The sequence below is a fragment of the Sphingobium scionense genome (genome assembly GCF_014197035.1).
Classification (GTDB): domain Bacteria; phylum Pseudomonadota; class Alphaproteobacteria; order Sphingomonadales; family Sphingomonadaceae; genus Sphingobium; species Sphingobium scionense.
In genome coordinates, this window is sequence record NZ_JACIEU010000001.1 from 183,951 (window position 1) to 205,441 (window position 21,491).

16 protein-coding genes, 1 tRNA gene and 1 pseudogene are annotated in these 21,491 nt (G+C 63.8%); 9 read left to right on the top strand and 9 right to left on the bottom strand.

Features of this window, described 5'->3' with window-relative positions; translation table 11 throughout:
- The first annotated feature begins 6 nt into the window (after positions 1-6).
- Positions 7-318: a hypothetical protein gene (locus GGQ90_RS00760; protein WP_188080361.1), complete on the top strand. Its 312-nt coding sequence runs from the start codon at positions 7-9 to the stop codon at positions 316-318.
- An 873-nt stretch (positions 319-1,191) separates the two neighbouring features.
- Here the strand turns inward: GGQ90_RS00760 and GGQ90_RS00765 are convergent.
- A pseudogene (locus GGQ90_RS00765) lies at positions 1,192-1,380 on the bottom strand (transposase); the annotation flags it as partial.
- 106 nt (positions 1,381-1,486) lie between these two features.
- Between GGQ90_RS00765 and GGQ90_RS00770 the strand changes: the two are divergent.
- Both GGQ90_RS00770 and GGQ90_RS00775 read left to right on the top strand, forming a co-directional pair.
- Positions 1,487-2,260 (top strand): hypothetical protein, encoded by a 774-nt coding sequence (locus GGQ90_RS00770; protein ID WP_188080362.1) that lies wholly within the window; start codon positions 1,487-1,489, stop codon positions 2,258-2,260.
- Between the two features lie 683 nt (positions 2,261-2,943).
- On the top strand, positions 2,944-3,279 hold the full coding sequence (locus tag GGQ90_RS00775) for a hypothetical protein (RefSeq protein WP_188080363.1): 336 nt from the start codon (positions 2,944-2,946) through the stop codon (positions 3,277-3,279).
- A gap of 78 nt (positions 3,280-3,357) precedes the next feature.
- Here GGQ90_RS00775 and GGQ90_RS00780 read toward each other — a convergent pair whose 3' ends face one another.
- The 5 genes from GGQ90_RS00780 to GGQ90_RS00800 all read right to left on the bottom strand — a co-directional run bounded on the left by GGQ90_RS00780 (position 3,358) and on the right by GGQ90_RS00800 (position 6,894).
- Positions 3,358-4,233, bottom strand: a complete 876-nt coding sequence (locus GGQ90_RS00780; RefSeq protein WP_188080364.1) for a 3'-5' exonuclease — start codon at positions 4,231-4,233, stop codon at positions 3,358-3,360.
- A complete protein-coding gene (locus GGQ90_RS00785) occupies positions 4,230-4,955 on the bottom strand; it encodes an RES family NAD+ phosphorylase (protein WP_188080555.1) in 726 nt (241 codons plus the stop codon). The genes GGQ90_RS00780 and GGQ90_RS00785 overlap by 4 nt, the downstream gene beginning before the upstream one ends.
- The gene (locus tag GGQ90_RS00790) at positions 4,949-5,362 is read right to left on the bottom strand and encodes an antitoxin Xre-like helix-turn-helix domain-containing protein (RefSeq protein ID WP_188080365.1); all 414 of its coding nucleotides are present in this window, start codon (positions 5,360-5,362) and stop codon (positions 4,949-4,951) included. Before GGQ90_RS00790 ends, GGQ90_RS00785 begins: the two co-directional genes overlap by 7 nt.
- Before the next feature lie 76 nt (positions 5,363-5,438).
- On the bottom strand, positions 5,439-6,653 hold the full coding sequence (locus GGQ90_RS00795) for a tyrosine-type recombinase/integrase (RefSeq protein WP_185705821.1): 1,215 nt from the start codon (positions 6,651-6,653) through the stop codon (positions 5,439-5,441).
- A 165-nt stretch (positions 6,654-6,818) separates the two neighbouring features.
- A tRNA-Thr gene (locus tag GGQ90_RS00800) sits at positions 6,819-6,894 on the bottom strand.
- A 204-nt stretch (positions 6,895-7,098) separates the two neighbouring features.
- On the opposite strand from GGQ90_RS00800, the gene GGQ90_RS00805 reads away from it, so the two are divergent.
- Together GGQ90_RS00805 and GGQ90_RS00810 are read left to right on the top strand one after the other, a co-directional pair.
- Positions 7,099-8,370, top strand: coding sequence for a PAS domain-containing protein (locus GGQ90_RS00805; protein WP_188080366.1), 1,272 nt, complete (start codon positions 7,099-7,101; stop codon positions 8,368-8,370).
- Between the two features lie 326 nt (positions 8,371-8,696).
- Entirely contained in the window at positions 8,697-13,370 is a 4,674-nt protein-coding gene (locus GGQ90_RS00810) for an NAD-glutamate dehydrogenase (protein WP_188080367.1), read from the top strand.
- Positions 13,371-13,470: 100 nt separating this feature from the next.
- Here the strand turns inward: GGQ90_RS00810 and GGQ90_RS00815 are convergent, their stop codons facing one another.
- Positions 13,471-14,559, bottom strand: a complete 1,089-nt coding sequence (locus GGQ90_RS00815) for an MlaA family lipoprotein (RefSeq protein WP_188080368.1) — start codon at positions 14,557-14,559, stop codon at positions 13,471-13,473.
- A 309-nt stretch (positions 14,560-14,868) separates the two neighbouring features.
- Here GGQ90_RS00815 and GGQ90_RS00820 point away from each other — a divergent pair, with 309 nt between their 5' ends.
- The 4 genes from GGQ90_RS00820 to GGQ90_RS00835 all read left to right on the top strand — a co-directional run bounded on the left by GGQ90_RS00820 (position 14,869) and on the right by GGQ90_RS00835 (position 17,940).
- Positions 14,869-15,513, top strand: a complete 645-nt coding sequence (locus tag GGQ90_RS00820) for a PepSY-associated TM helix domain-containing protein (RefSeq protein WP_188080369.1) — start codon at positions 14,869-14,871, stop codon at positions 15,511-15,513.
- Positions 15,514-15,529: 16 nt separating this feature from the next.
- On the top strand, positions 15,530-16,063 hold the full coding sequence (locus GGQ90_RS00825) for a DUF2271 domain-containing protein (RefSeq protein WP_188080370.1): 534 nt from the start codon (positions 15,530-15,532) through the stop codon (positions 16,061-16,063).
- 15 nt (positions 16,064-16,078) lie between these two features.
- On the top strand, positions 16,079-16,960 hold the full coding sequence (locus GGQ90_RS00830; RefSeq protein WP_188080371.1) for a DUF4198 domain-containing protein: 882 nt from the start codon (positions 16,079-16,081) through the stop codon (positions 16,958-16,960).
- Positions 16,961-17,070: 110 nt separating this feature from the next.
- Positions 17,071-17,940, top strand: a complete 870-nt coding sequence (locus GGQ90_RS00835) for an FAD:protein FMN transferase (protein ID WP_188080372.1) — start codon at positions 17,071-17,073, stop codon at positions 17,938-17,940.
- Between the two features lie 124 nt (positions 17,941-18,064).
- Here the strand turns inward: GGQ90_RS00835 and GGQ90_RS00840 are convergent, their stop codons facing one another.
- Together GGQ90_RS00840 and GGQ90_RS00845 are read right to left on the bottom strand one after the other, a co-directional pair.
- On the bottom strand, positions 18,065-18,562 hold the full coding sequence (locus GGQ90_RS00840) for a YcxB family protein (protein ID WP_223178028.1): 498 nt from the start codon (positions 18,560-18,562) through the stop codon (positions 18,065-18,067).
- 292 nt (positions 18,563-18,854) lie between these two features.
- On the bottom strand, positions 18,855-21,413 hold the full coding sequence (locus GGQ90_RS00845; RefSeq protein ID WP_223178030.1) for a PepSY domain-containing protein: 2,559 nt from the start codon (positions 21,411-21,413) through the stop codon (positions 18,855-18,857).
- Positions 21,414-21,491: the final 78 nt, after the last annotated feature.

Genomic DNA, 21,491 nt, shown 5'->3' on the forward strand with positions numbered 1-21,491 from the left:
AGAGCTATGAATGAAAGCGTAATTATCCGCGCAAGCATTCGACTTTTATCGACGATAGAAGGAGGACGAAGGCATGCGATCAGCGGAAGTTACCGTCCGAACCATAATTTCTTTGAGTCGTTGGACCTCGAAATGGCGATGGGATCGATTGATGTGCCAAATGGGAAGGAATTAAGACCGGGCGAGAGTGCTGAGTTTCTAATCGAGTTGTTTATTGGACCTCAGCATCAAGCGGAAATTTATCCCGGCCGAAAGTGGCGCATTCAAGAGGGCGCGACATTGGTAGGATGGGGAACCGTCGAAGAAGTCCTGTCATAAGGAAGTTGAAGGGGGGACGATGGCAAAAATTCCCCCTCAACGCTCGAAAGCCGCCGTTCCGCTTCCCACCCCTGATAGACGCTCAACGCGCCGATCGGCGCCAGGCACACCCGATAGCGGTCGGTCCGCTCCTGGGCGGGAAAGCTGTCCGGTGTGAAGCGACCATTGTTCGCCGTTGTAGCCGCGATCAACCTTTCTCGATTGCGGACATTCTGGGGCGATGGCACCATGACCTAATGCAGCGTTACCCGTCTCGCCCATCAGTCCCATCTGCAATCCATGAACGAGTGTTCTTCGTGCTGTGGGTTGTCATGTCCGCTTTAGCGATCCTCGCAGACGGAATTGAGATAAATGACCATCCTGACCGCGCGCATGAGATATTTTCGCACATGGGCATCGCTTTGTTATGGTGCGTTCCATTTGGCGTAGTGGGATTTATTCTGCGTTGGCGGCGCTTAAAGAAACATGCAGAGCGGCAAGCATTCCTCTCTTCCGTAGCGAATTTGGAATAGCGTCAGCTAACCGCATGAATCAGCGCGAACCTGACCGCCTCACCCCCCGTCACCGCCATTCTGGCTTCGGACCTGGCGAGGGCAAAAAGCGGACGGACGGGACTAGCGCGACTTGCTGCGCCATTCATCCGATCGAAGCGCCGGGTTGGGTGGATAGAGGACATAGGCAAGCTGCCTTGCAAAGTCAGCAACGCGCCCTTGTCGGTCGTTTGAGGGCCGATTGGGCACGCTTGGCAGCGGAATGTCCGGTTTCCCTCGCTGAGCATGGCGCGGGCCCTATCGGAAGGGAGTGCCTCGGCCCTGCGGTGGCGACGTCAGCCGTGCCCGCTACCGCACGGCTGAGGAGTTATTCGCCGGGCTCGAGGCGATGGACCACCCACGCAGGGTCGCGCGGATCGGTGATGCAGGCCGCAAGCTGCCGACAAATCCCCATTGCGCGCTCCCCCTGCGCCAGCAACAGCACGCCTCAGTCAGAGGTAAGCCGCCCACCGTCGAACGCGGCTGTAAACTTCTTGCCGCTAACAGCTGGGAATCCGAAAGGTCTTGCGATATCGCCGGTGCGTGCGGCACAGCGGCAATTCTGAGCCGGCGTTCTTTAGCTTCTCAAGAAATACTTTCTCTCCTGCGCCGTCCTAAATCAGCAACGAGATACCAAGATGCCGATCATTCCAGTCGCTTTGATTGAAGAATACGAGCGATACGCTGAACGCGCATCTGCAGTAGAACAGGCGTTTCGGCCTCGCGCTCGCGCGGCCATTATGCGCGAGTACCCAGACGCGGTACTAATAATCTCGCCAACTGACTGTGAGTTCATGGGGTATTCGGAAAGCCGTAAGACCTTCATCAAGGGAGATGTCTTACGGTTTCCTCGATGGCATCCAACACAGCCCGAAGTGAAACTCCGATCTGCTTTGCTGGATGGCAAACTGCTCCGACAGCGCATCGAAACGCACAAGGCTAATCCAGATGGCAGCTACTGGAATAGCTATCACGTCAATGGGTTCGCTTTTGAACGGATTGGTGCTGAGCGCCTAGTCGAAGGTAGCATGTACGTGAACCACGTGCGCATCGCCTACTCCGGGCATGGGACCAAATTGGAGGCTGGGGGCTTCAGGAGTAGATTTCTTGACGTTATGAATGACCAACTCGACCTTGAAGGGCTTGATGACACTTTCGTTAAGTTCCATGCATTTTATCTCGTCATGAACCAGACCGGGACCGCCAGCTTTACCCAGCGCGTCCAAATGCCCGGACACGACTTCAACCACTCCATCTACCTAAATGAGGTTGCGAAGACTTTTGTCGATGAGTGCGAGCCGCTTCTCGCGTTAATCGAAAAGATCGAGGGCCGGTTCCACGTGAACTCAGAAGAGCTTTGTGATCGCTACTTCGACACTGAAAAGGATTGGGAAGAACTCGGCTTCGTCTAGTCCCAAGGGGCGAAACCTGCCCACTGCGTCAGGTGAATGAGCCTGACTAATACCAGCCTGCATTGATCAGAACTGACGGGCCCATTTGCGGTGGCCGATGGTCATGATGCGCCATGCCTGATCGACCAACCTGTTCCAGGCCTCGCAGCAGTGGTCAACGATGTTGTCGTGGGACGTGAACACCCGATTGGAGAGCCAATTATCGGTAAGCGCGCATTTCGTAGCACGCTGCTTCGGGAGGCAGTGCGGCGATCATAGTTGACGCTGGACGAAACAGGCCACCGCGGCGACAGAGGTGGCTTGGAAAATCTTCACACTGAGATAAGTGGATTTTCTGCCTGAGAGCAGCCAGCGCTACCGGCAGCTATCTTGCCTTTGCCTCTCCGAACGCGACATTCGCCTACCGGCCAAAACTGGAAATTCAGAAACGAAGAAATCGGTTCTGAATGCTTACAAAATCCTGCACCGAATTAAGCAGCATGCATATTACCAAACCGAGCCTCCCAGCCATCAGCCCGTAACTTCTTACCGTTGCCCCTTCAAGGCCCGCAACAGGGTCGCGAGGCTGGTCAGCACCGCTGCCACTCCAAGAAGAAACGATCCGTCGATAATCATCATTGCCGACTCCTTTTCCGCTCTATATGTTCACTATTTGTTTCCATGTAGGAAAGAGGGATTCTGCGATGTGCGTTCTGATCACCCCGATTTCGGATAGTGTTCGCCTGCGGGTTACCGGCGACGTGGAAACGATGCTGGCAGTGCCTTATGAAAATGACGATCGATTTCTGATTGGCCTGAGCGACGGCACATTGCTGATGGGTTGCTACGACAAGGACATGCGCTGCCGTTGGGAAGTCGCTCGCGATGGCGCAGGCTTCGTTCATTTTGAGGGCAATTCTGCCCGTGTCGAATGGCGCATCGAATGGCTGACTATCGCGGCATTCGACGCTCGCGTAGTGGAGCCAGCCAATCCGCCGGCATTGCCGCTATTTCCGGACCTTGATCGCTGGGCGGCATGAGGCCGGCGAGCGCTCCGCGCCAGAATGCGAGGTCAGGAACAGCCGCCGTCAATCGCATGCCGGCGATCCAACTACGGATTACCGATGCCGCTCGCAGGCCGTAACGGGTATGAACGCAGGTTCGCCATATCCTCCGTAAACGTCACTGAGCAGCCAGGTGCGCTCGGCGCCTGCATCCCCTTGACTGATGCTCTTCCACCAGAAGCGCAAGGCGGCATCCCAGCGATACCCCCTCGCTTTCAGACGATCCTTGGCATCGAACGGCGCATCGACGGCATTAACGCGCCAGGTTGGCTGATCCGAACAGGCGATCAGTTTTGCAAGGATTGTCTCGCCGTCCGGCAATCCGTGTGAAAGCAGATAGAGAAGAGCAAGGATGTCGTTTTCGGCCCGGTGCCCCTCGTAGAACCACCCACATTGCGAAACGAGATGCGCAAGCGCGCGCCCTTCGAAACCCAGCTCGAGCCAGTCGAGCTCGGCCATGGAACAAGCCCATGGCTTGCCGGCAATGGCTGGCAGACGACGATCGACAAACGGCCGGTCGAATGCGGCATTATGGGCAACGATGATGTCAGCGGAGGCGAGTATGTCCACGGCCGCAGCATCGTCGATTGCTTGGCCTGCAACGTCTTCCTCCGTCAGGCCGGTGAGCATCGTGATCCTGGGGTCCAGCGGCATGGCCGGATCCTCACGCCAGACGCGGGGCACACCGACCTGAATGATGCGCCCTTGTGCGTCGAACCGGAAGCGCTGGACAGCCAGCTCGATGATGCGATCCGCATCGTGGTTCAGCCCGGTCGTCTCAACGTCGATCGCGACGCCAATCCGGCTCGGGACGAGTGGGGCCGCCTCGTGAAAGGCAGTGACCGGCAAAAGGCGTCGCTGGATGCGGAAGTCAGGATGTGCGCTCAACAATTCGGCCGCATGCGCATGGCGATCATGGACGGCGCTCATGCTGCCTCGACGACCCTGAAGACGGCACCGCTTCCCGCGTCGCGCACGAGATCGACCCGCTTTCCATCCCAGTGATAATCCAGATGCCGCCCCTGAACAGGACCGGACGCGCAATCCGGGTAGAAGAGAGCGACGCATTCCCCACCAGTCTGCCGAACGCTTGGATAGGCAATGCCGTTCGACCCGCCGGTCCGCAGGCGCGCCGCAAGTTGCTGCGCCGCTCGATAACTATCCGCGTCAAGGCAGGCTCGGAATTCATTTCTGTCGTCACGAAGGTCATGAAGCTCGGCATCGACCTTCATCACTATCTCGCGGAACTGAGACGTCCAGCCCGGAGGCTCACTGGTTCTCGCCATGAAGGCCGCATGGTGGTGGATCGTCTCGAAAAGCGCCGTTTCATAATTGCGTGCCACGTATAGGACGCCAAATTCTCCGCCCGAGAAACGGCTCGGCCGATCGATGCTGACGTGCGTGAACGATGCCATCAGATATGAGGAGCCGACGCCTCCAACCCGGCGCCCCGACGGCACTAGATCGATGTTGCCGACGGATGCCATGATGCGCGGGTTCGTCTTCTGCTCCGCCGAAAGCAGAAGGGGCCAGTCGGCGGGGTCCGCAATATCCTCGAACAGGTCGATGGGAGGATAGATGCTGCGGATGATCCTGACCGCCCCCTCCCATTCGACCTTGCTGACCGGCGGTTCGTCTGGCGTCGTCACCAGCCACCACGCTCCGCGTCGAGATAGCGCCGGACCCGCATGATGTCGGTCAGTTCTCCCCCGATCATCACCTGCAAGGCGCTGGCGCCGCCAAAAGCGGCATTGGGGGCCTTGATCCAGTCATATCCGCGCTGCGGCTCCTGAAAAATGATCCGCAAAGCCTTGTGGATGCCCATCAGGTTGGAAAGCCGGGCCAGCCCGTCGCGCGAGATACGTCCCGGCCCCTCTGCCTTCCACCTGCGGTAAGTCCGCACCGGCATGTCGGTCAGCACAGCAGCCTGCTCATCCGTGACCCCCCATCGCGCAAAAAGGTTGAGCGCCGCACGGAACAGCGCACCACCTTCTTCCTGCGAAATCGGCTCTGGCCGGAAAGGGGCCGGAACAGTGTCAATCGGCTGCAACATCGCCATACCTACCTCCATCTGGCATGACGTAATTCATATAATGCCATTTGGCAATATTCAGGCAGTCAGGAGTCAATAAGTGTCAGGTGCCAAACATGGGGTGGATCACCTCCGCGCCATCCCGCAACCGACAGAGATAATTCGACCACCACTGCGCCATGCGAACCCGCTCGTCCCAATGCGCCCCGCGATGATAAGCAGCCCGGACGCTGTCACGCTCGCGATGCGCCAACGACCGTTCGATTGCATCGGGATGCCAGAGCCCACTTTCATTCAGAAGCGTACTCGCAGTGGATCGGAATCCATGCGAGGTCATCTCGCTGCTCGTGAAGCCCATGCGTCGGATGGCGATGTTCAGCGTATTTTCGCAGATGGGCTTGAGCCAACTACTGTTGGCAGGAAACAGATAGTCACCCCGGTTTCCCAGAGCCCGGAGATCCTGCAGCAAATTGAGCGATTGCTTCGACAAGGGAAAGACATGAGGCTTGCGCATCTTCGTGCGCTCGGCAGGCACGCGCCAAATCGCCGCCTCGAAATCAATCTCGTCCCACTTTGCCTTCCGCAGTTCGCCTGGACGGAGATAGACATGCGGGGCCAACTGCAGAGCAAAGCGCGTTTCAATCCTGCCGCCATAGCCATCGATCGCACGCAGCAGTTCGCCAACCTTCTCCGGCTTCAGGATGGCGGCATGATGCTTTACTTTCGGGCTGACCAGCGCACCGCGCAGAATGTCGGCCGGGTTGTGCTGCGCCCGTAAGGTTGCCACCGCATAACGGAATACGCGGCCGGAGAATGCACGGGCGCGGGTGGCAGATTCATAATGCTCTTTTTGCTCGAACCGCTTGAGCGCCCTGAGCAACTCATGGGCCGTGATGTCCTTGATGGGCCGATTGCCGATCTTGGGGTCCAGCACGTCGCGAAACCACCGCATCTTCTTGAGCGTGGCGGGAGCCTTGCCCTCGATCTCCATCTTCGCGATGAATTCGTCCGCCACGACCCGGAAGGTCGTGCGGGCCGCAGCCTCGGCCTTCAGCCTCTCCTGCTTCCTGTGGGCAACAGGGTCGACGCCCTGCTCAAGATATTCCCGGGCTTCGTCGCGCTTCTCGCGCGCCTCTCTCAGGCTCATGTCGGGATAGCGCCCCAGCGCCATCTTCTTCTCGATGCCGTGAAAGCGGAACTTCACCCGCCATAGCAGCGAGCCATTGGGGTTGACCAGGAGATAGAGCCCGGCGCCGTCGGCGACCTTATAGGCTTTTTCTCTGGGCTTCAGGGTCTTGATCTGAACTGCAGTCAGCATCTGGGGGCCTCGACTCAAGCATGTCATTTAGGCCCCCGGATTTGGGGCCCCCAAATCACCTGGATACAGGTGGACGCGTGGGGGCTTCACCGGAAAGCCGATGCTCAAGCATAGCAAATTTTTGGCTGATTTTCGAGGGTTTAGGCCCCTTTCGAGGGGCGTTCCTGGTGCCGCTTACGTGACTCGAACACGTGACCCTCGCATTACGAATGCGATGCTCTACCAACTGAGCTAAAGCGGCACTGGCGCGGGCAGATAACAGCGGTCGGGCAATTGGACAAGCGCCCAAATGCACTTTCTTGCCGCCGTCCGCGCCCTTACCGCACAATCGGCTGACGACGCCCGCCATCCGTCGGCTTTTGCGCGCGAATTTACGGCATGTTTACCATCCCCATGGCACTGTCGCGCCCAAAGTCGCTTATTCTCTGTTCCAAGGACCGACCGGATGGACATTCTGCGGGGGCATGACGTCGCCAACGATCAGGACGATTTCGAATATCCAAGCGACGCCGCGATCGATCGGCCGCTCAGCGTGGGCTATGAGGAACGGCGCATGCAGGTGCGCGCCTATAATTATTGGGCGTCGCTGCTGGGCGACCGCGCCCTGCCCTCGATCGAGGATCTCTCGCCCGATCAACTGGACGATTTCGGCCCCTATAGCGTGCTGCTCGACTTCTCTGCGGGGATCGAGAATCCCGCCGTCGTCTATCTCGGCACGGCACTGCGCGAGGAATGCGAGATAGAGGGACCGATCGGCCATATCGCCGATGTGCCCGCACGGTCGCTGCTGTCGCGCCTGACCGATCATTATCTGCAGATCATCGCCAATGCCGCCCCGATCGGATTCGAGGCTGAGTTCATCAACCAGCGCGGGCGCGAGATTCTCTATCGCGGCATACTGATGCCCTTTTCCGCACAGGCCGATTCGATCGATTTCGTCTTTGGCGTGATCAACTGGAAGGAAATGGCCAGCCACGCCCTGTCGGTCGCGATCGAGCGCGAGGTCGACACCAATTTGCTGCACAATCCCCCGGCGCGCAGCGATGCGCCGATCTGGGCCGATGGTCCGGGCGCGGACGAGGATGATGTGCTGGACCTGGCCGGCATGGAAATGCCGACCGAGGATGCGCCACTGGCCGACTGGCTGGCGCTCGCCCGCGAGGGCGCGGAAAAGGCCCGCACCAGCGAGGCGCGCAGCCATGCCGCCCTCTATCGCGCGATCGGCCTCGCTTATGATTTCGCGCTGGTGACCCGCCGATCGGCCGAGGAATATGCCGAACTGCTGGAAGATTACGGCATCAAGGCGCAGGCGCGCAGCCCGATGACCGCCGTCATCAAGCTGGTCTTCGGCGCCACCTATGACAAGACGCGCATCACCGAATATGCCACCGCGCTGGACCATGCCGCTACCGCCGTCCTGCCCGTCGGCAGCTTCGCCGCCTATCTGGCCGGCTATGATGGCGGGCTGAAAGCCCTCGTCCGCGACGAGCGCGCCGCCCGCCGGGCGGACATGCCCGCCCGCCCCGACAAGCGCCAGACCGCCCGCGACACGATGAAATGCGCAACCGCGCTCGATCCGCTGGCCGTCGCCACCGACAATGACGGCCTGGCCGTCGTCGTCGCCCGGCGCGAGGCGGACGGCACGCTGGCGATCGTCGCCACGCTGCCGGAAGGATCGGACCTGGGCCAGCGCGTGATCCTGGCCGCCGCCGACTGAGAGCTTGTATCGGCGCAGACACCCGGCCATGCCGCAAACACGCCATCTTGGCGTGACATCCCTGCTTTCCAAGTGCATAGGGGCATTCCCGCCTCCGGACATGTCCCGGTCCGGGCTAGTCAGTCGCCAGTAACGGGCGGCCCGACCATGTTGCGCTGCATCATAATATTTCACGCGCGCGAAATTTTATTTCGACCAATACTTGAGACGATCCGGTGAGAGAGGCATATAGAGGCCCCTAGGACAAGGAGTCGTCTGGCGGTGTTCCGACGCCTCCTCCGTTTCGGCAACGGCGGGACATTTCCCCGCGGCTAAGAGGTAGGCGAATGACGGCGCTGGCTGATCCCAATATCAAGGAAGTCGATTCAACTGTTCGCGCGGCGCTGGAAGGCGTCCTGGCAAAGGGCGCCCTGCCCGGCGAGAGCGAGGGATTTGATCAGGCGGCCATTGCCGCCGCTGCGGCCTTCCTCGGTCGCACCGCGAATGCGCGCAAGGCCGGCCAGCCCGGCATCGCGATCGAGACCCTGGGCGAAGGCGCCACCGGCCGCTTCATGCGGATCGCGCTGATCAACGACGACATGCCCTTCCTGGTCGATTCGATCGCCACCACTCTGGCGGCGGCCGATATCAGCATCCACCGGCTGCTCCACCCCGTCCTGTCGATCGCGCGTGGCGCCGACGGCTCTCTGTCCGCGATCCTGGACGATGATGCGCCAGGTGCCCGCCGCGAATCGATGATCTATATCGAGGCCGACCGTGCCGACGCTAAGGCGCGCCGCGCGCTGGAAAAGGCGCTGGAAGACACGCTGGCGGACGTCCGCGTCGCCGTGCGCGACTGGCCGCGCATGCAGGAAGCGATGGCCAGCGACGCCAATGCCGTGACCGATGATGAGGGCGCCGCGCTACTGCGCTGGTTCCTCGCGGGCCATTTCACCCAGATCGGCCATGAACTGTGCAGCCGCGTCGGCACTTCGGAAGAGCGGCTCGGCATCTGCGCACTGCGCGACAAGTCGCTGATCGCTCCCGCCTCGCGCGAAGCCGCCTTCAGCTGGTTCGAGGAAGGCAAGCGCAGCCCGCTCATCATCAAGTCCAACATTCTCTCGCGCGTCCATCGCGGCGTGCTGCTGGACCTCATCATCCTGCCGGTGCGCGAGGGCAAGGCCATCACCGGCCTGTCGATCCATGCGGGCATGTGGACCAGCGCGGCGCTTGCCGCCTCGCCGGAGAAGGTGCCGCTGCTGCGTTCAGCCCTGTCGGCGCTGATGGACAAATATGGCTTCGATCCCGCCGGCCATGCCGGCAAGACGCTGGCCCATGCGCTCACCACCCTGCCGCATGACATTCTGATCGGTTTCGAGCGCGACACGCTGGAGCATCTGGCGCTCACCTTCATGTCGCTGACCGACCGGCCGCGTCCCAAGCTGGTGCTGGCCACCAGCGCGCTCGCCCGTCACCTCTATGCCTTTGTCTGGCTGCCGCGCGACGAACTGTCGACCGCACGCCGCGTCGCGGTCCAGGACATGCTGGCCAAGGCGGCGAATGGCCCGGTATTGAGCTGGTCAATCGCGCTGGAAGAAGGCGGCCTGGCGCTGCTGCGCATCACCCTTGACCTGCGCGACGGCGGTGTCGTGCCCGACGACGCTGCGCTCGATCGCCAGATCAAGCAGATGGTGCGCGGCTGGCTGCCCGCCGTCGAGGAGGCTCTGGCCGAGACCGAGGAAGGCGGCCGCGCCGCCGCGCTGGCCCAGCGCTTCGCCGGCGGCTTTCCCATGGCCTATCGCAACGGCGCCGGTCCGGCCGAGGCCGCGGTCGACATCCGCCTGATCCACGGCCTGTCGGGTCCGGGCGACAAGTCGATCCGCATCTATCGCAACCCCGAAGACAGCGCCGAACGGCTGCGTCTCAAACTCTACAGCCATGACGCCATCGCCCTGTCCGAAGTCGTCCCCGCCTTCGAGAATTTCGGCTTCCGCGTGATCGACGAGATGACGACGCCGATCGACGGCGGCGCGCTTGGCCATGTCCAGCGCTTCGTGCTCGAACTGCCGGCCGGCGGCAACGCCCAGGCCGTGATCGACCGCGCCGACGTGGTGACCGAAGCGATCGCCCAGGTGATCGAAGGCGTCGCCGAAAATGACAGGTTCAACGAACTGATCGTCACCGCCGGCTTCGCCCCGCGCGCGGTCGTGCTGTTCCGCGCCCTGTTCCGCTATCTGCGCCAGACCGGCACCGCCTTTGGCATGGCCACCTTCGCCGAGACGCTGCGCCGCGAACAGAGTGTCGCCCGCAACCTCATCGCCCTGTTCGAAGCGCTGCATGATCCCGCCGCGCAGGATGGCAGCGACAAGGCGAGCGCCATTCAGGCAGAGATCGACGCCGGCCTGGAGCAGGTAACGTCGATCGACGAGGATCGCGTGCTGCGCCTGATCCGCGCCGTCATCACCGCTACGCTGCGCACCAACTTCTATGCGCCGGCCGCGACCGAGGCGCTGGCGTTCAAGATCGACAGCGCCCTCGTCCCCGGCCTGCCTGCGCCGCTGCCCTGGCGCGAAATCTGGGTCTACAGCCCGCGCGTCGAAGGCATCCACCTGCGCGCCGGCCCGGTCGCCCGCGGCGGCCTGCGCTGGTCCGACCGCCGCGACGATTTCCGTACCGAGATCCTGGGTCTGATGAAGGCGCAACGTGTCAAGAACGCTGTCATCGTCCCGACCGGCGCGAAGGGCGGCTTCTATCCCAAGCAGCTGCCCAATCCGCAGGTCGATCGCGACGCCTGGTTCGCCGAAGGCACCGAAAGCTATCGCATCTTCATCCGCACCCTGCTGTCGATCACCGACAATATCGTGAAAAACAAGGTCAAGCACCCCGCCCAGGTGGTGGTGCGCGACGGCGACGATCCCTATTTCGTGGTCGCCGCCGACAAGGGCACCGCGACCTTCAGCGACGTCGCCAATGCGATCGCGCTGGAGCGGGACTTCTGGCTGGGCGACGCCTTCGCCAGCGGCGGCTCCAACGGCTATGACCACAAGGCGATGGGCATCACCGCCAAGGGCGCCTGGATCAGCGTCCAGCGTCACTTCGCCGAAATGGGCGTTGATGTGCAGAGCGAGCCGGTCAAGGTCGTGGGCTGCGGCGACATGTCGGGCGACGTGTTCGGCAACGGCATGCTGCTCAGCAAGGCGATCAAGCTGGTCGCCGCCTTCGACCATCGCCACATCTTCCTCGACCCCAATCCCGATCCCGCCAGGAGCTGGGAAGAGCGCAATCGCATGTTTGCCCTGCCCCGTTCCAGCTGGGAGGATTATGACAAGTCGCTGATCTCCGAGGGCGGCGGCGTGTTCGCCCGGAGCCTCAAGAAGATTCCGCTCACCCGCCAAGTCCAGGAAATCCTGGGCGTGACCGAGAGCGAGATGGAGCCGACCGCGCTCATCTCCGCCATCCTCAAGAGCCCCAACGACCTGCTGTGGTTCGGCGGCATCGGCACCTATGTAAAGGCCGCCGCGCAGAGCCATGGCGATGTCGGCGACCCGGCCAATGACCGGCTGCGCGTCAATGCCGAACAACTGCGCGTCAAGGTGGTGGGCGAAGGCGCAAACCTTGGCACCACGCAGGCCGGCCGGATCGCCTTCTCGCTCCATGGCGGGCGGATCAACACCGACTTCATCGACAATAGTGCCGGCGTCGACTGCTCGGATAATGAGGTCAACATCAAGATCGCGCTGAACAAGGAAATGGCGGAAGGCCGCCTGCCCTTCGACCAGCGCAATGCCCTGCTGGAAAGCATGACCTATGCGGTCGGCGCGATCGTGCTGGAGGATAACCGGCTTCAGGCGCTCGGCCTGTCGATCGCCGAAAGCGGCGGCGCGGCCGACCTGGCCTCCTATGTCCGCCTGATCGAGACGTTCGAGGAAACCGGCCGTCTCGACCGCCAGGTCGAGGGGCTGGCCGCCAATGACCAGCTGCTGCGGCGTGGTCAGGATGGCCAGGGCCTCACCCGCCCCGAACTCGCCGTGCTGCTCTCTACTGCCAAGCTGGCGCTGCAGGACGCGATCGAACATGGCGACCTCGCCACCGATCCCAGCATGGGCGCCGAACTCGCCGCCGCCTTCCCTGCCGCCATGCAGGAAAAGGAAGCGGATGCGATCGCGGCCCATGCGCTCAAGAAAGAGATCATCGCCACCAAGGTTGCGAACCGCATCGTAAACCGCCTCGGCATCATCCACCCCTTCGAACTGGCCGAGGAGGAAGGCTGCTCGATCGCCGACCTCGCCAGCGCCTTCCTGATCGCCGAGCGGCTCTACGACATCCGCACCCTGTGGGCGGATATCGACGCGGCCGACATGTCGGAAGCCGCCCGCCTCGCCCTGTTCGGCGACATCGCGAGCGGCATGCGCGCGCAGATCGCCGACATATTGCGCAGCGTGCCCGCCGGCACCCTGCCCGACGCCGGCCATGCGATCCTGGCCAAGGGCGTCGAGGCGCTCGCTGGCCAAGTCGATGACCTGCTGACCAGCGAAGCGCTGCGCCGCGTCACGGCCGTCACGGACCGTCTGCTCTCGCTCGGTGCGCCCGAGACGCTGGCGGTGCGGACCGCCGGCCTGTTCAAGCTGGACGGGGCCGTCGGCATCGCCGCGCTCGCCGGTCGCCTGAAGATGGACGAGATCGCGCTGACCCGCGCCTTCACCCATCTGGGCGAGGCCGTCGGCATCGACTGGGTCCAGTCGGCCGCCGCCCGCATGGAACCGACCGATCCGTGGGAACGCCTGCTCATCTCCGGCGTCGCGCGCGACATGCAGCAGGTGCGGCTCGACTTCCTGGCCCAGGGCGGCCTGAAAACCGGGGGCAAGGACGTGTCCGACCATGTCGAGAAATGGCTGATCGAACGCGGCGCGCGCATTCAGCAGTTCCGCGCCCTGGTGCAGCGCGCCAAGGCAGCGGCGTCGCCCAATGTCGCGATGCTGGCGGAAATCGCCGGCCAGGCCCGCGGCCTGCTCGGTCGCTGAGACCAACGCCCCTTCCCCGCAAAGGGAAGGGGTTTCAGCCGCTCAGAAAAAAAGCGCCCGATCCAGTGATCGGGCGCTTTTTCATGGTCCTTCGATGCGATCAGCGCGGGTCGGCGGGCAACGGCTGCACCATCAGCGGCTTGGGCGCCGGTGCGGGGGCCGGGGCTGGCTCCGCAGCAACCGGGGCAGCAGCCTCCGGCGCAATCGGCGCATCGGTCCCCGGCTTGTCCTTGCCGGGCACCCGCAGCCCCGGACCATAGACCGGCGTCACGCCCGGCGTATAACGGCCATGCAGCGCCTCGATCTCCGCCTTGCGCTGGTTGAGATAGAGGTCGCGATAGCTGCCATAGGGATTGTCGTCGGAGCGGATCGACTGGATGCGCTCGTCGAACGCCGCGCGTTCGCCCAACTGGTCCAGCACCGCCATCGGGATGACGACGGTCGGCTGGGTGAAGGGCTTGCCCACCGCGAAGGGCAGGATCATCTTGTCGACCGTGTCGCCGATGATGTCGCGCAGCGTCGTCGGGCCGACCAGCGGCAGATACATATAGGGGCCAGGGCCAACGCCATAATAGCCCAGGGTGTTGGCCAGGCCATTGGGACGAAACGGCAGGTTGAACGGCTTGCGTTTGGCCACATCGAACAGGCCGACAAAGCCCAGCGTCGTGTTGATCGCGAACCGACCCGCCGTCTCGAACGCCTTGCCCGGCTTGAACTGCAGCATATAGGCCGCGAACACGACCGGCTCGCCCAGGTTCGAGAAGAAGTTGCGCAGCCCCTTGCGCACCGGGCGCGGCAGGCCCTTGTTATAGGCTTTGGCCACCGGCTCGATCAGCGCCTTGTCGACCGCCTGGACCGCCTCGAAAGACTGTTCGTTGATCTCGGCGAGGGGATCGCGCTTGCGCAGGCCGGTATCACCGGTCACGACGATCGCATTGGGATCGACCGGCGCCTCTTCCTTGGGCTGGTCCGCGATCGGGCTGAGCGTGGGCAGCACGACCGGCGGCGGATAGGGGCTGCCGGGCGCGGGCGCCTGACCGGGCTGGCCCTGATCGGTGGGGATCGGCTGGGGCGTTTCCGCCGGCGCGGGCGCCACGGCCGCAGCCGGCACCACAGGAACGCCGCTGTCCACGACCTCCCCCTGTCCCGCCATCAGCATCATTCCAGTGGCGGCAACGGAAAGCAGCATAATTCGTCCCTTGTCACGGCCCCGTCTGACGGACGGGTCCAACGGCCAGCTACGGCCTGGAGAAGGGCCGATCGGAAAACATCGCATCCCCGCGATATCGCTGTCCAAGCTGATTGCGCTAGGGGGGCATGCCCCCCCCGTCAAGTATGGTGGTCAAGCAGGGGGCGGCAAGCGGAGACGCCCGCGCGTCATTCCGGTTCCATGCCGCTTACATTTTGATACATTTTTCCTGTTGCGAGCGGTTTGCAATTGCGAGTCGTTCGCGTTATTCGGACCACCTCATTTCCCACAGGACTCGCCGTTTCCTCGATGCACGCTCCCGCCCGCGCCCAGCCCAAGAAAAAGAAGAGCGCCAAGGCATTCTGGTTGAAGCAGCTGCATACCTGGCATTGGGTGAGTTCGGCGATCAGCCTGATCGGTTTGCTGCTCTTCGCTTTCACCGGCATTACCCTCAACCATGCCGCCGATGTCGAGGGTTCGCCGCAGACCGTCGAGAAGAGCGCCGCCCTGCCCGCCCCGCTGCGCAAGCTGGTCGCAGCCGATGACGCGCCCGATGCCAAGAAACCTCTGCCCGCCCCGATCGCCCAATGGGTCGAAAAGGAAATCGGCCAGAGCGGCGCGGGCGAAGCCGAATGGTCGGCGGACGAAATCTATCTCGCTTTGCCGCGTCCCGGCGGCGATGGCTGGGTGTCGATCGACCGGCATGACGGCAAGGTCACCAGCGAAGCGACCAGCCGTGGCTGGGTCAGCTATCTCAATGACCTGCACAAGGGCCGCAATGCCGGCTCCGTGTGGAAATGGTTCATCGACATCTTCGCGGTCGCCTGCTTCCTGTTCGCCCTCACTGGCCTGCTGCTGCTGCAACTCCACGCCGCCAAGCGGCCGAGCACCTGGCCGCTGGTCGCGATCGGCCTGGCCCTGCCTGCCCTGCTTGCCATCATCTTCATCCATTAAGGGGGACGATCACCTCATGCAGACCCGTTACAAACTACTCCTGAGCGGCGGCGCTGCGCTCGGCGTCACCGGTGCGCTGGCCGCGCCGGCCACCGCGCAGACGATGACCGTCACGGTCAATATCCCGCGCCTGTCGGTCGCCGAATATCATCGCCCCTATGTCGCGATCTGGCTGGAGAAGGAGGGCGCCGCCCCCCGCACGCTCGCGGTCTGGTATGATGTCGACAAGGCCAAGGGCGAAGGCACCAAATGGCTGCGCGACATTCGCCAGTGGTGGCGCGTGTCGGGCCGCACGATGAGCTTCCCGGCCGATGGCGTGTCGGGCGCGACCCGCGCGCCGGGCGACCAGAAGATCAGCTTCACCGCCGGCAAGGGGCCGCTCGGCGCCCTGGGTCCGGGCAAATATACGCTGGTGGTGGAAGCCGCCCGTGAAGTCGGCGGCCGCGAACTGCTCCGCCTGCCCTTCACCTGGCCGGCCAAGCCCGGCGTCGCCGCCAAGGCACAGGGCAGCAGCGAACTCGGCGCCGTCAGCGTCAGCTTCGGCAAGTAACAGGGGAAGAAGACCATGAAAGCCAAATATCTGATCGCGGGCGCGCTTGCCGCCCTGATGCTCTCCGGCGCGGCGCAGGCGCACCGCCAGTGGATGCTGCCCTCCTCCACCACCCTGTCGGGCACCGACAGCTGGGTGACGGTCGACGCAGCGGTCTCCAACGACCTCTTCTATTTCGAACATTTCCCGATGCGCACCGACGGCATCGCCGTGACCGAGCCCGATGGCACCACCGGCAAGATCGAAAATGCCGCCACCGGCAAATATCGCTCGACCTTCGACGTGCATCTGACCAAGCCGGGCACCTATCGCATCGCCAATGTCTCGACCATGGTGATGGGCAGCTATACCCTCAACGGCAAGCAGGAACGCCTGCCGCGCGGCACCACCAAGGCCAATCTGGCCCAGGCGATCCCGGCCGGCGCCACCAATGTCCAGACCGCCGAGGCGAGCAACCGCAACGAGATCTTCGTGACGCTGGGCGCGCCGACCAGCACGATCTTCAAGCCGACCGGCGTCGGCATCGAACTGGTCCCGGTGACCCATCCCAATGACCTGGTGTCGGGCGAGACCGCGACCTTCCAGTTCCTGCTCGACGGCAAACCGGCATCCGGCCTCAAGGTCACCGTCATTCCCGGCGGCATCCGCTATCGCGATGCGCTGGGCCAGATGGACCTTACCACCGACAAGGATGGCAAGCTGGCCGTCAAATGGGGCGCCCCCGGCATGTATTGGCTGAACGCCAGCACCGGCGGCGGCCGTGAAGGTGGCCCCGGCGGTCCTGGTGGTCCGGGCGCGCAGGGCGGCAAGCCGGAGGGTGCACCGCCCGCACCGCCGGCCGGCCCGCCGCAAAACCGCGCCTCCTACATCAGCACGCTCGAAGTGCTGGCGCCCTGACCCGGCCCGCCGGCAATCCCGTCCGGATCGCGATAGCGCCCGACCTGTCGCCCGAGCAATTTGCCGGGCGCCAGCGTCAAGGCGCTATCGTCGCTTTGGGCGGACCGACCATGGGCACCACATGGTCGGCCCGCATCGTCGATCCGCCCGCCGACTGCCAGGCCCATATCGAGGCCGTGCTGGCCGCCGTCATCGGCGAGATGAGCAATTGGGAAGCCGGCTCCGACATCAGCCGCTTCAACCGCAGCCCGATCGGCCAATGGACCCGCCTGCCGCCCGCGATGATGGGCGTGCTGCGCGCGGGCCTATCCATGGCCCGACTGTCGAACGGCGCCTTCGACCCCGCGATCGGCGGCATCGTCGCCCGCTGGGGCTTCGGCCCGGCCCTCGCTGGCGGCAGCGCCACGGCCTCCGTCGCGCCCTGGACTTGCATCGAACTCAATGGCGACCGCGCCCGGCGCACCGCCGACGTTGCGCTCGATTTTTCCGGCATCGCCAAGGGCTATGCCGTCGATGCGGTCGCGGCCTGCCTGCGCAGCCTCGGCCTCACCAATTTCCTGGTGGAGATTGGCGGCGAGTTGCGCGGCGAGGGCGTGAAGCCCGATATCCAGCCCTGGTGGGTCGATGCCGAAGTGCCGCCGGGCCTCGACCTCCCGACGCTTCGGGTCGCGCTCTGCGGCCTTTCCATGGCCAGTTCGGGCGATTATCGCCGCTACCGGATGGAGGGCGAGCGCCGCCTGTCGCACAGCATCGATCCCGCGACCGGCGCGCCCATTGCGGAGGGCGTCGCCGCCGTCACCGTGCTCCATGCATCGGCCATGCTGGCCGACGCCTGGGCGACCGCGATCACCGTGCTGGGCGCCGATCGCGGCATGGCCCTCGCCACCCGCCACAACCTCGCCGCCCGACTGATCCTGCGCACCGAGACCGGCGGCCAAGAATATATGACCCCCACCCTCGCCGCCATGCTGGCCGACTGAGGCCGGACGAAGGCGAGCTGGCGCCCCAGAGGGCGGCGTTGGGTGGATTGCGGATCGTCTGCTTTCAGACAACCAATACAAGAAAGCAGACCTGAGCTTGGATGCTATCTGAGCAGTAAGCGGTTCACACCGTCACCGGAAACGAATCTAATTGCTCCTGTGACAGCGCCCGGCTGGGGATAAAATTCATGAGGGCATCGCTTTGACGAAGGATAATGGTGTCCTGCCCCTTCACGATTTTCACGAAATCTGACCATGAGAACTGAGAATGGCCACGGGATGAAGTAAACGAGACGCCACTTTCCGACCATTCTACAGTAGTATTGTCGTGCAAGGACTTCTGTTGATCGAAGATTCGTCTGACTTGGCAAGGAAGCCGCAGATAGGCCGAAAAAAATATCAATGAAAGGAACGCAATCCAGTATCCAAGACCAATTGCAGCGGCAATTGGAACGGAAACAATATCCCATTGCCAAGCAGCTGCCATCGCCATCGCGGCAAGTGTTGCACCCCCACCAACATAGGCTCGGATCACCCGTTTTGACTGGAGTGTCACTCGGAAATTGAGCCTATAGGCTCCGAGCAAGTCTTCTGGTGTGGCTTGAAATGAGACCGTTTGCATTGCCAATTAAATGCCGACGTTCGAAAGGCCATGCAAGGTCCGCTTTTTGGCAAATCAATTGCCGGGGTAATGGGCAACAAGCGGTCGTTCTAGGCCATCCTCCTCTGTAAGGGGAGGTGGCTGGCCGTAGGCCAGACGGAGGGGTGTCGCCCTCTCGATAGGGCGACACCCCTCCACCACTTCGTGGTCCCCCTCCCCTTGCAGGGGAGGATTTTACCGCCGCACTTGGTCGTCAGTCGTCAAGGTCCGCCTCAACTTGCTTCCGGACCTCCCAGACTTCGCCAATCCGCCCTTAATAAACGTCGCGCTTGTAGCGGCCGGCCTCGGCCAGATCGTTGAGCGCCGCCTCGCCCAGGATCGCGATCAACGCCTCATGGACGCTCTGCGCCATCCCTTCCAGGCTGCCGCAGACCAGGATGGTCGCGCCCTGGCCGATCCGTTCGCGCAATTCCGCGCCGGCGTCCGCCAGCAGATGCTGGACATAGCGGCCGCAATCCGCATCGCGCGAGAAGCTGCGGTCCAGCCGTGCCAGCGTGCCGTCCGCCAGCCAGGCCGACAGTTCCGCATCGAAATAGCGCTCATACGCCCGGCTGCGCTCGCCGAACAGCAGCCAGTGGCCGCCAATCCCGTCATGGGCGGCCGCGCGGAGGTGGGCGCGCAGCCCGGCAATGCCGGTGCCATTGCCGATCAGGATCATCGCACCGCGCGCCGCCGGATCGGTGCGGAAGCCCGGATTGGGCCGCACCCGCATCATCGTCGTCTTGCCCGGCACCATATGCGCGGTCAGCCAGCCCGAGCCGATGCCCAGCCGCCCGTCCCCATCGCGCACCTGCCGCACCACCAGGTCCAGCACGCCATCGGCCATGATCGACGCCGCCGAATATTCGCGCGCCGGCAGGGGGCGCAGCGCGCGCGCCGCGGCCATGGTGAGCGGGGTTCCGGCGTCGGGCAGCATCGCCCGCGCCAGTTCCGCCCGCAACGCCGCCGGCGCCGCGATCAGGTCGCCCTCGGGCGCCTGGCTGGCCAGCAGCGCCTCGACCGCCTCGGGCGCATTGCACGGGTGCAGTTCTACGATATCGCCTGCCTGCCATTCGGGCACATCCGTGCCGACCGGCTCGAACTGCAGATGATAGGCGGTCAGCGCCGGGCTGCCGGGATTGAGCGCATGGCGCGCCACCAGCCGCCACGGCGTGAACGGGATCACCGTCTGGCCCCGATCGCCCTCGCCCGCGCCCAGATCATGCAGCGCATCATGCCAGGCCCGCTCCGCCGCTTCATCTTCATGCCCCATGGCGATCAGCGGGAAGAGCCGCTGCGCGCGCGCCCCCGCCATCCAGCCGTCGACCGCGATGCCGAAGGCGCAGAAATCGGGATATTCCCGGTCGCCGATCGCCAGCACGCCATAATGGAGATGGCCAAGATCGATCGCGCCGCCGCGCAGCAGGCGGCTGGCAAAGCCGCGCGCCATGTCCGGCGGCTCGCCCTCGCCATAGGTCGAAACAACGAACAGGATGCGCTGCGCCCCCGCCAGCATGTCACGGGTCAGCCGGCCGACCGGCACCACCTGTGCCCGCACCCCGCCATGGGCCAGCGCCTGCGCCGCGTTGCGCGCGCGAATCTCGGCCGTCCCGGTCTGGCTGGCATAGACGATCAGCAGGTCGCCGCCGCCCATGTCGCCACCCGCAACCGCCGCGACATCGCCGGCCAGCGCCCGCGCCGCCTGCTTGCGCTTGCGGCGCGAGAGATAGAGCAGGAAGCCCGTCACCGTGAACAGCGGCATGGTGAGGCTGGTCAGCATCATGATGATCCGGCCGGGCAGCCCGAAAAAGGCGCCGCGGTGCAGCTCATAGACGCTCTGGGTGATGATCACGCCCAGCGGCCGGCGATCATAGAGGTCGCGCTTCTCCAGCGCATAGCTGGCCGGATCATAGCTATATTTGTCGGTCTGGCGCAGATGGCGCGCGCCTTCGGGCCGGGCGTCGAAGCTGATCGTCTTCATCGGCTGCGACGGCGCCGGCTGGGTGATGCGCACCCAGACATAGTCATGGCCGGTGGCGCGGCGGAAGGCGGTCCAGGCCGGATCGATCGACGGTCGCGGCGCGATCCCCTCGCGCTTTTCCGACCGCCGGCCTTCCTCGCCCGGCGCCTTGCCGGTCAGGCTGTAGATCACCCCCTGCCGATACCAGTCATAGCTCCACCACAGGCCGGTGAGCGCACTCAGCAGATAGAAGAGCAGCACCCAGGTGCCGATCACGACATGCAGCGCGCGCCACAGGTTGCGCCCGGTCTTGCGCAGGTCGAGCACCAGCCAGGCACGCCAGTCCAGCGCTTGGCGCGGCCAGCGCAGATAGAGGCCGGACAGAGCGAAGAAGATCAGCGCAATCGCGCTGAAGGCAGTGATCTGCCGGCCGATGCCATTGCCGCCGCCCGGCAGCGCCAGCCAGCGATGCAGGTCATCCATCAGATGGAAAAAGCCCTCGCCCGCCGGCGCGCCCAGCCAGGCGCCGGTAGCCCGATCGACCTGCCCCTGCTTGCGGCCGCGCCCTTCGCTCGACGACAGGCGCACGCTGTGCGACCGGTCGCGCGCCATTTCCCAGTCCAGCCGCGCGATATAATAGCCCGGATTGTCGGCCTGCACCCTGGCGATCAACTGGTCGGGCGACAGGTCCGGTCTGGAGGGCACGCCGGGCGCATAGAGGCGCGGCGACAGCGCCTCGCTGATCTCGTCCTCGAAGCTAATGGTCGCGCCGGTCACGCCCATCAGCGCCAGCACCAGGCCGGCGGTAATCCCCAGGAACCAGTGGATCTGGAACAATATGCGCTTGGTCACCTGGGCTCCGTTGGCTGCCATCCGAAAGCCCAGCCTATTACGCATCTGCAACATGAATGCAATTGCGACTTAGTTTCATATGCGGTCATGACCCGCACG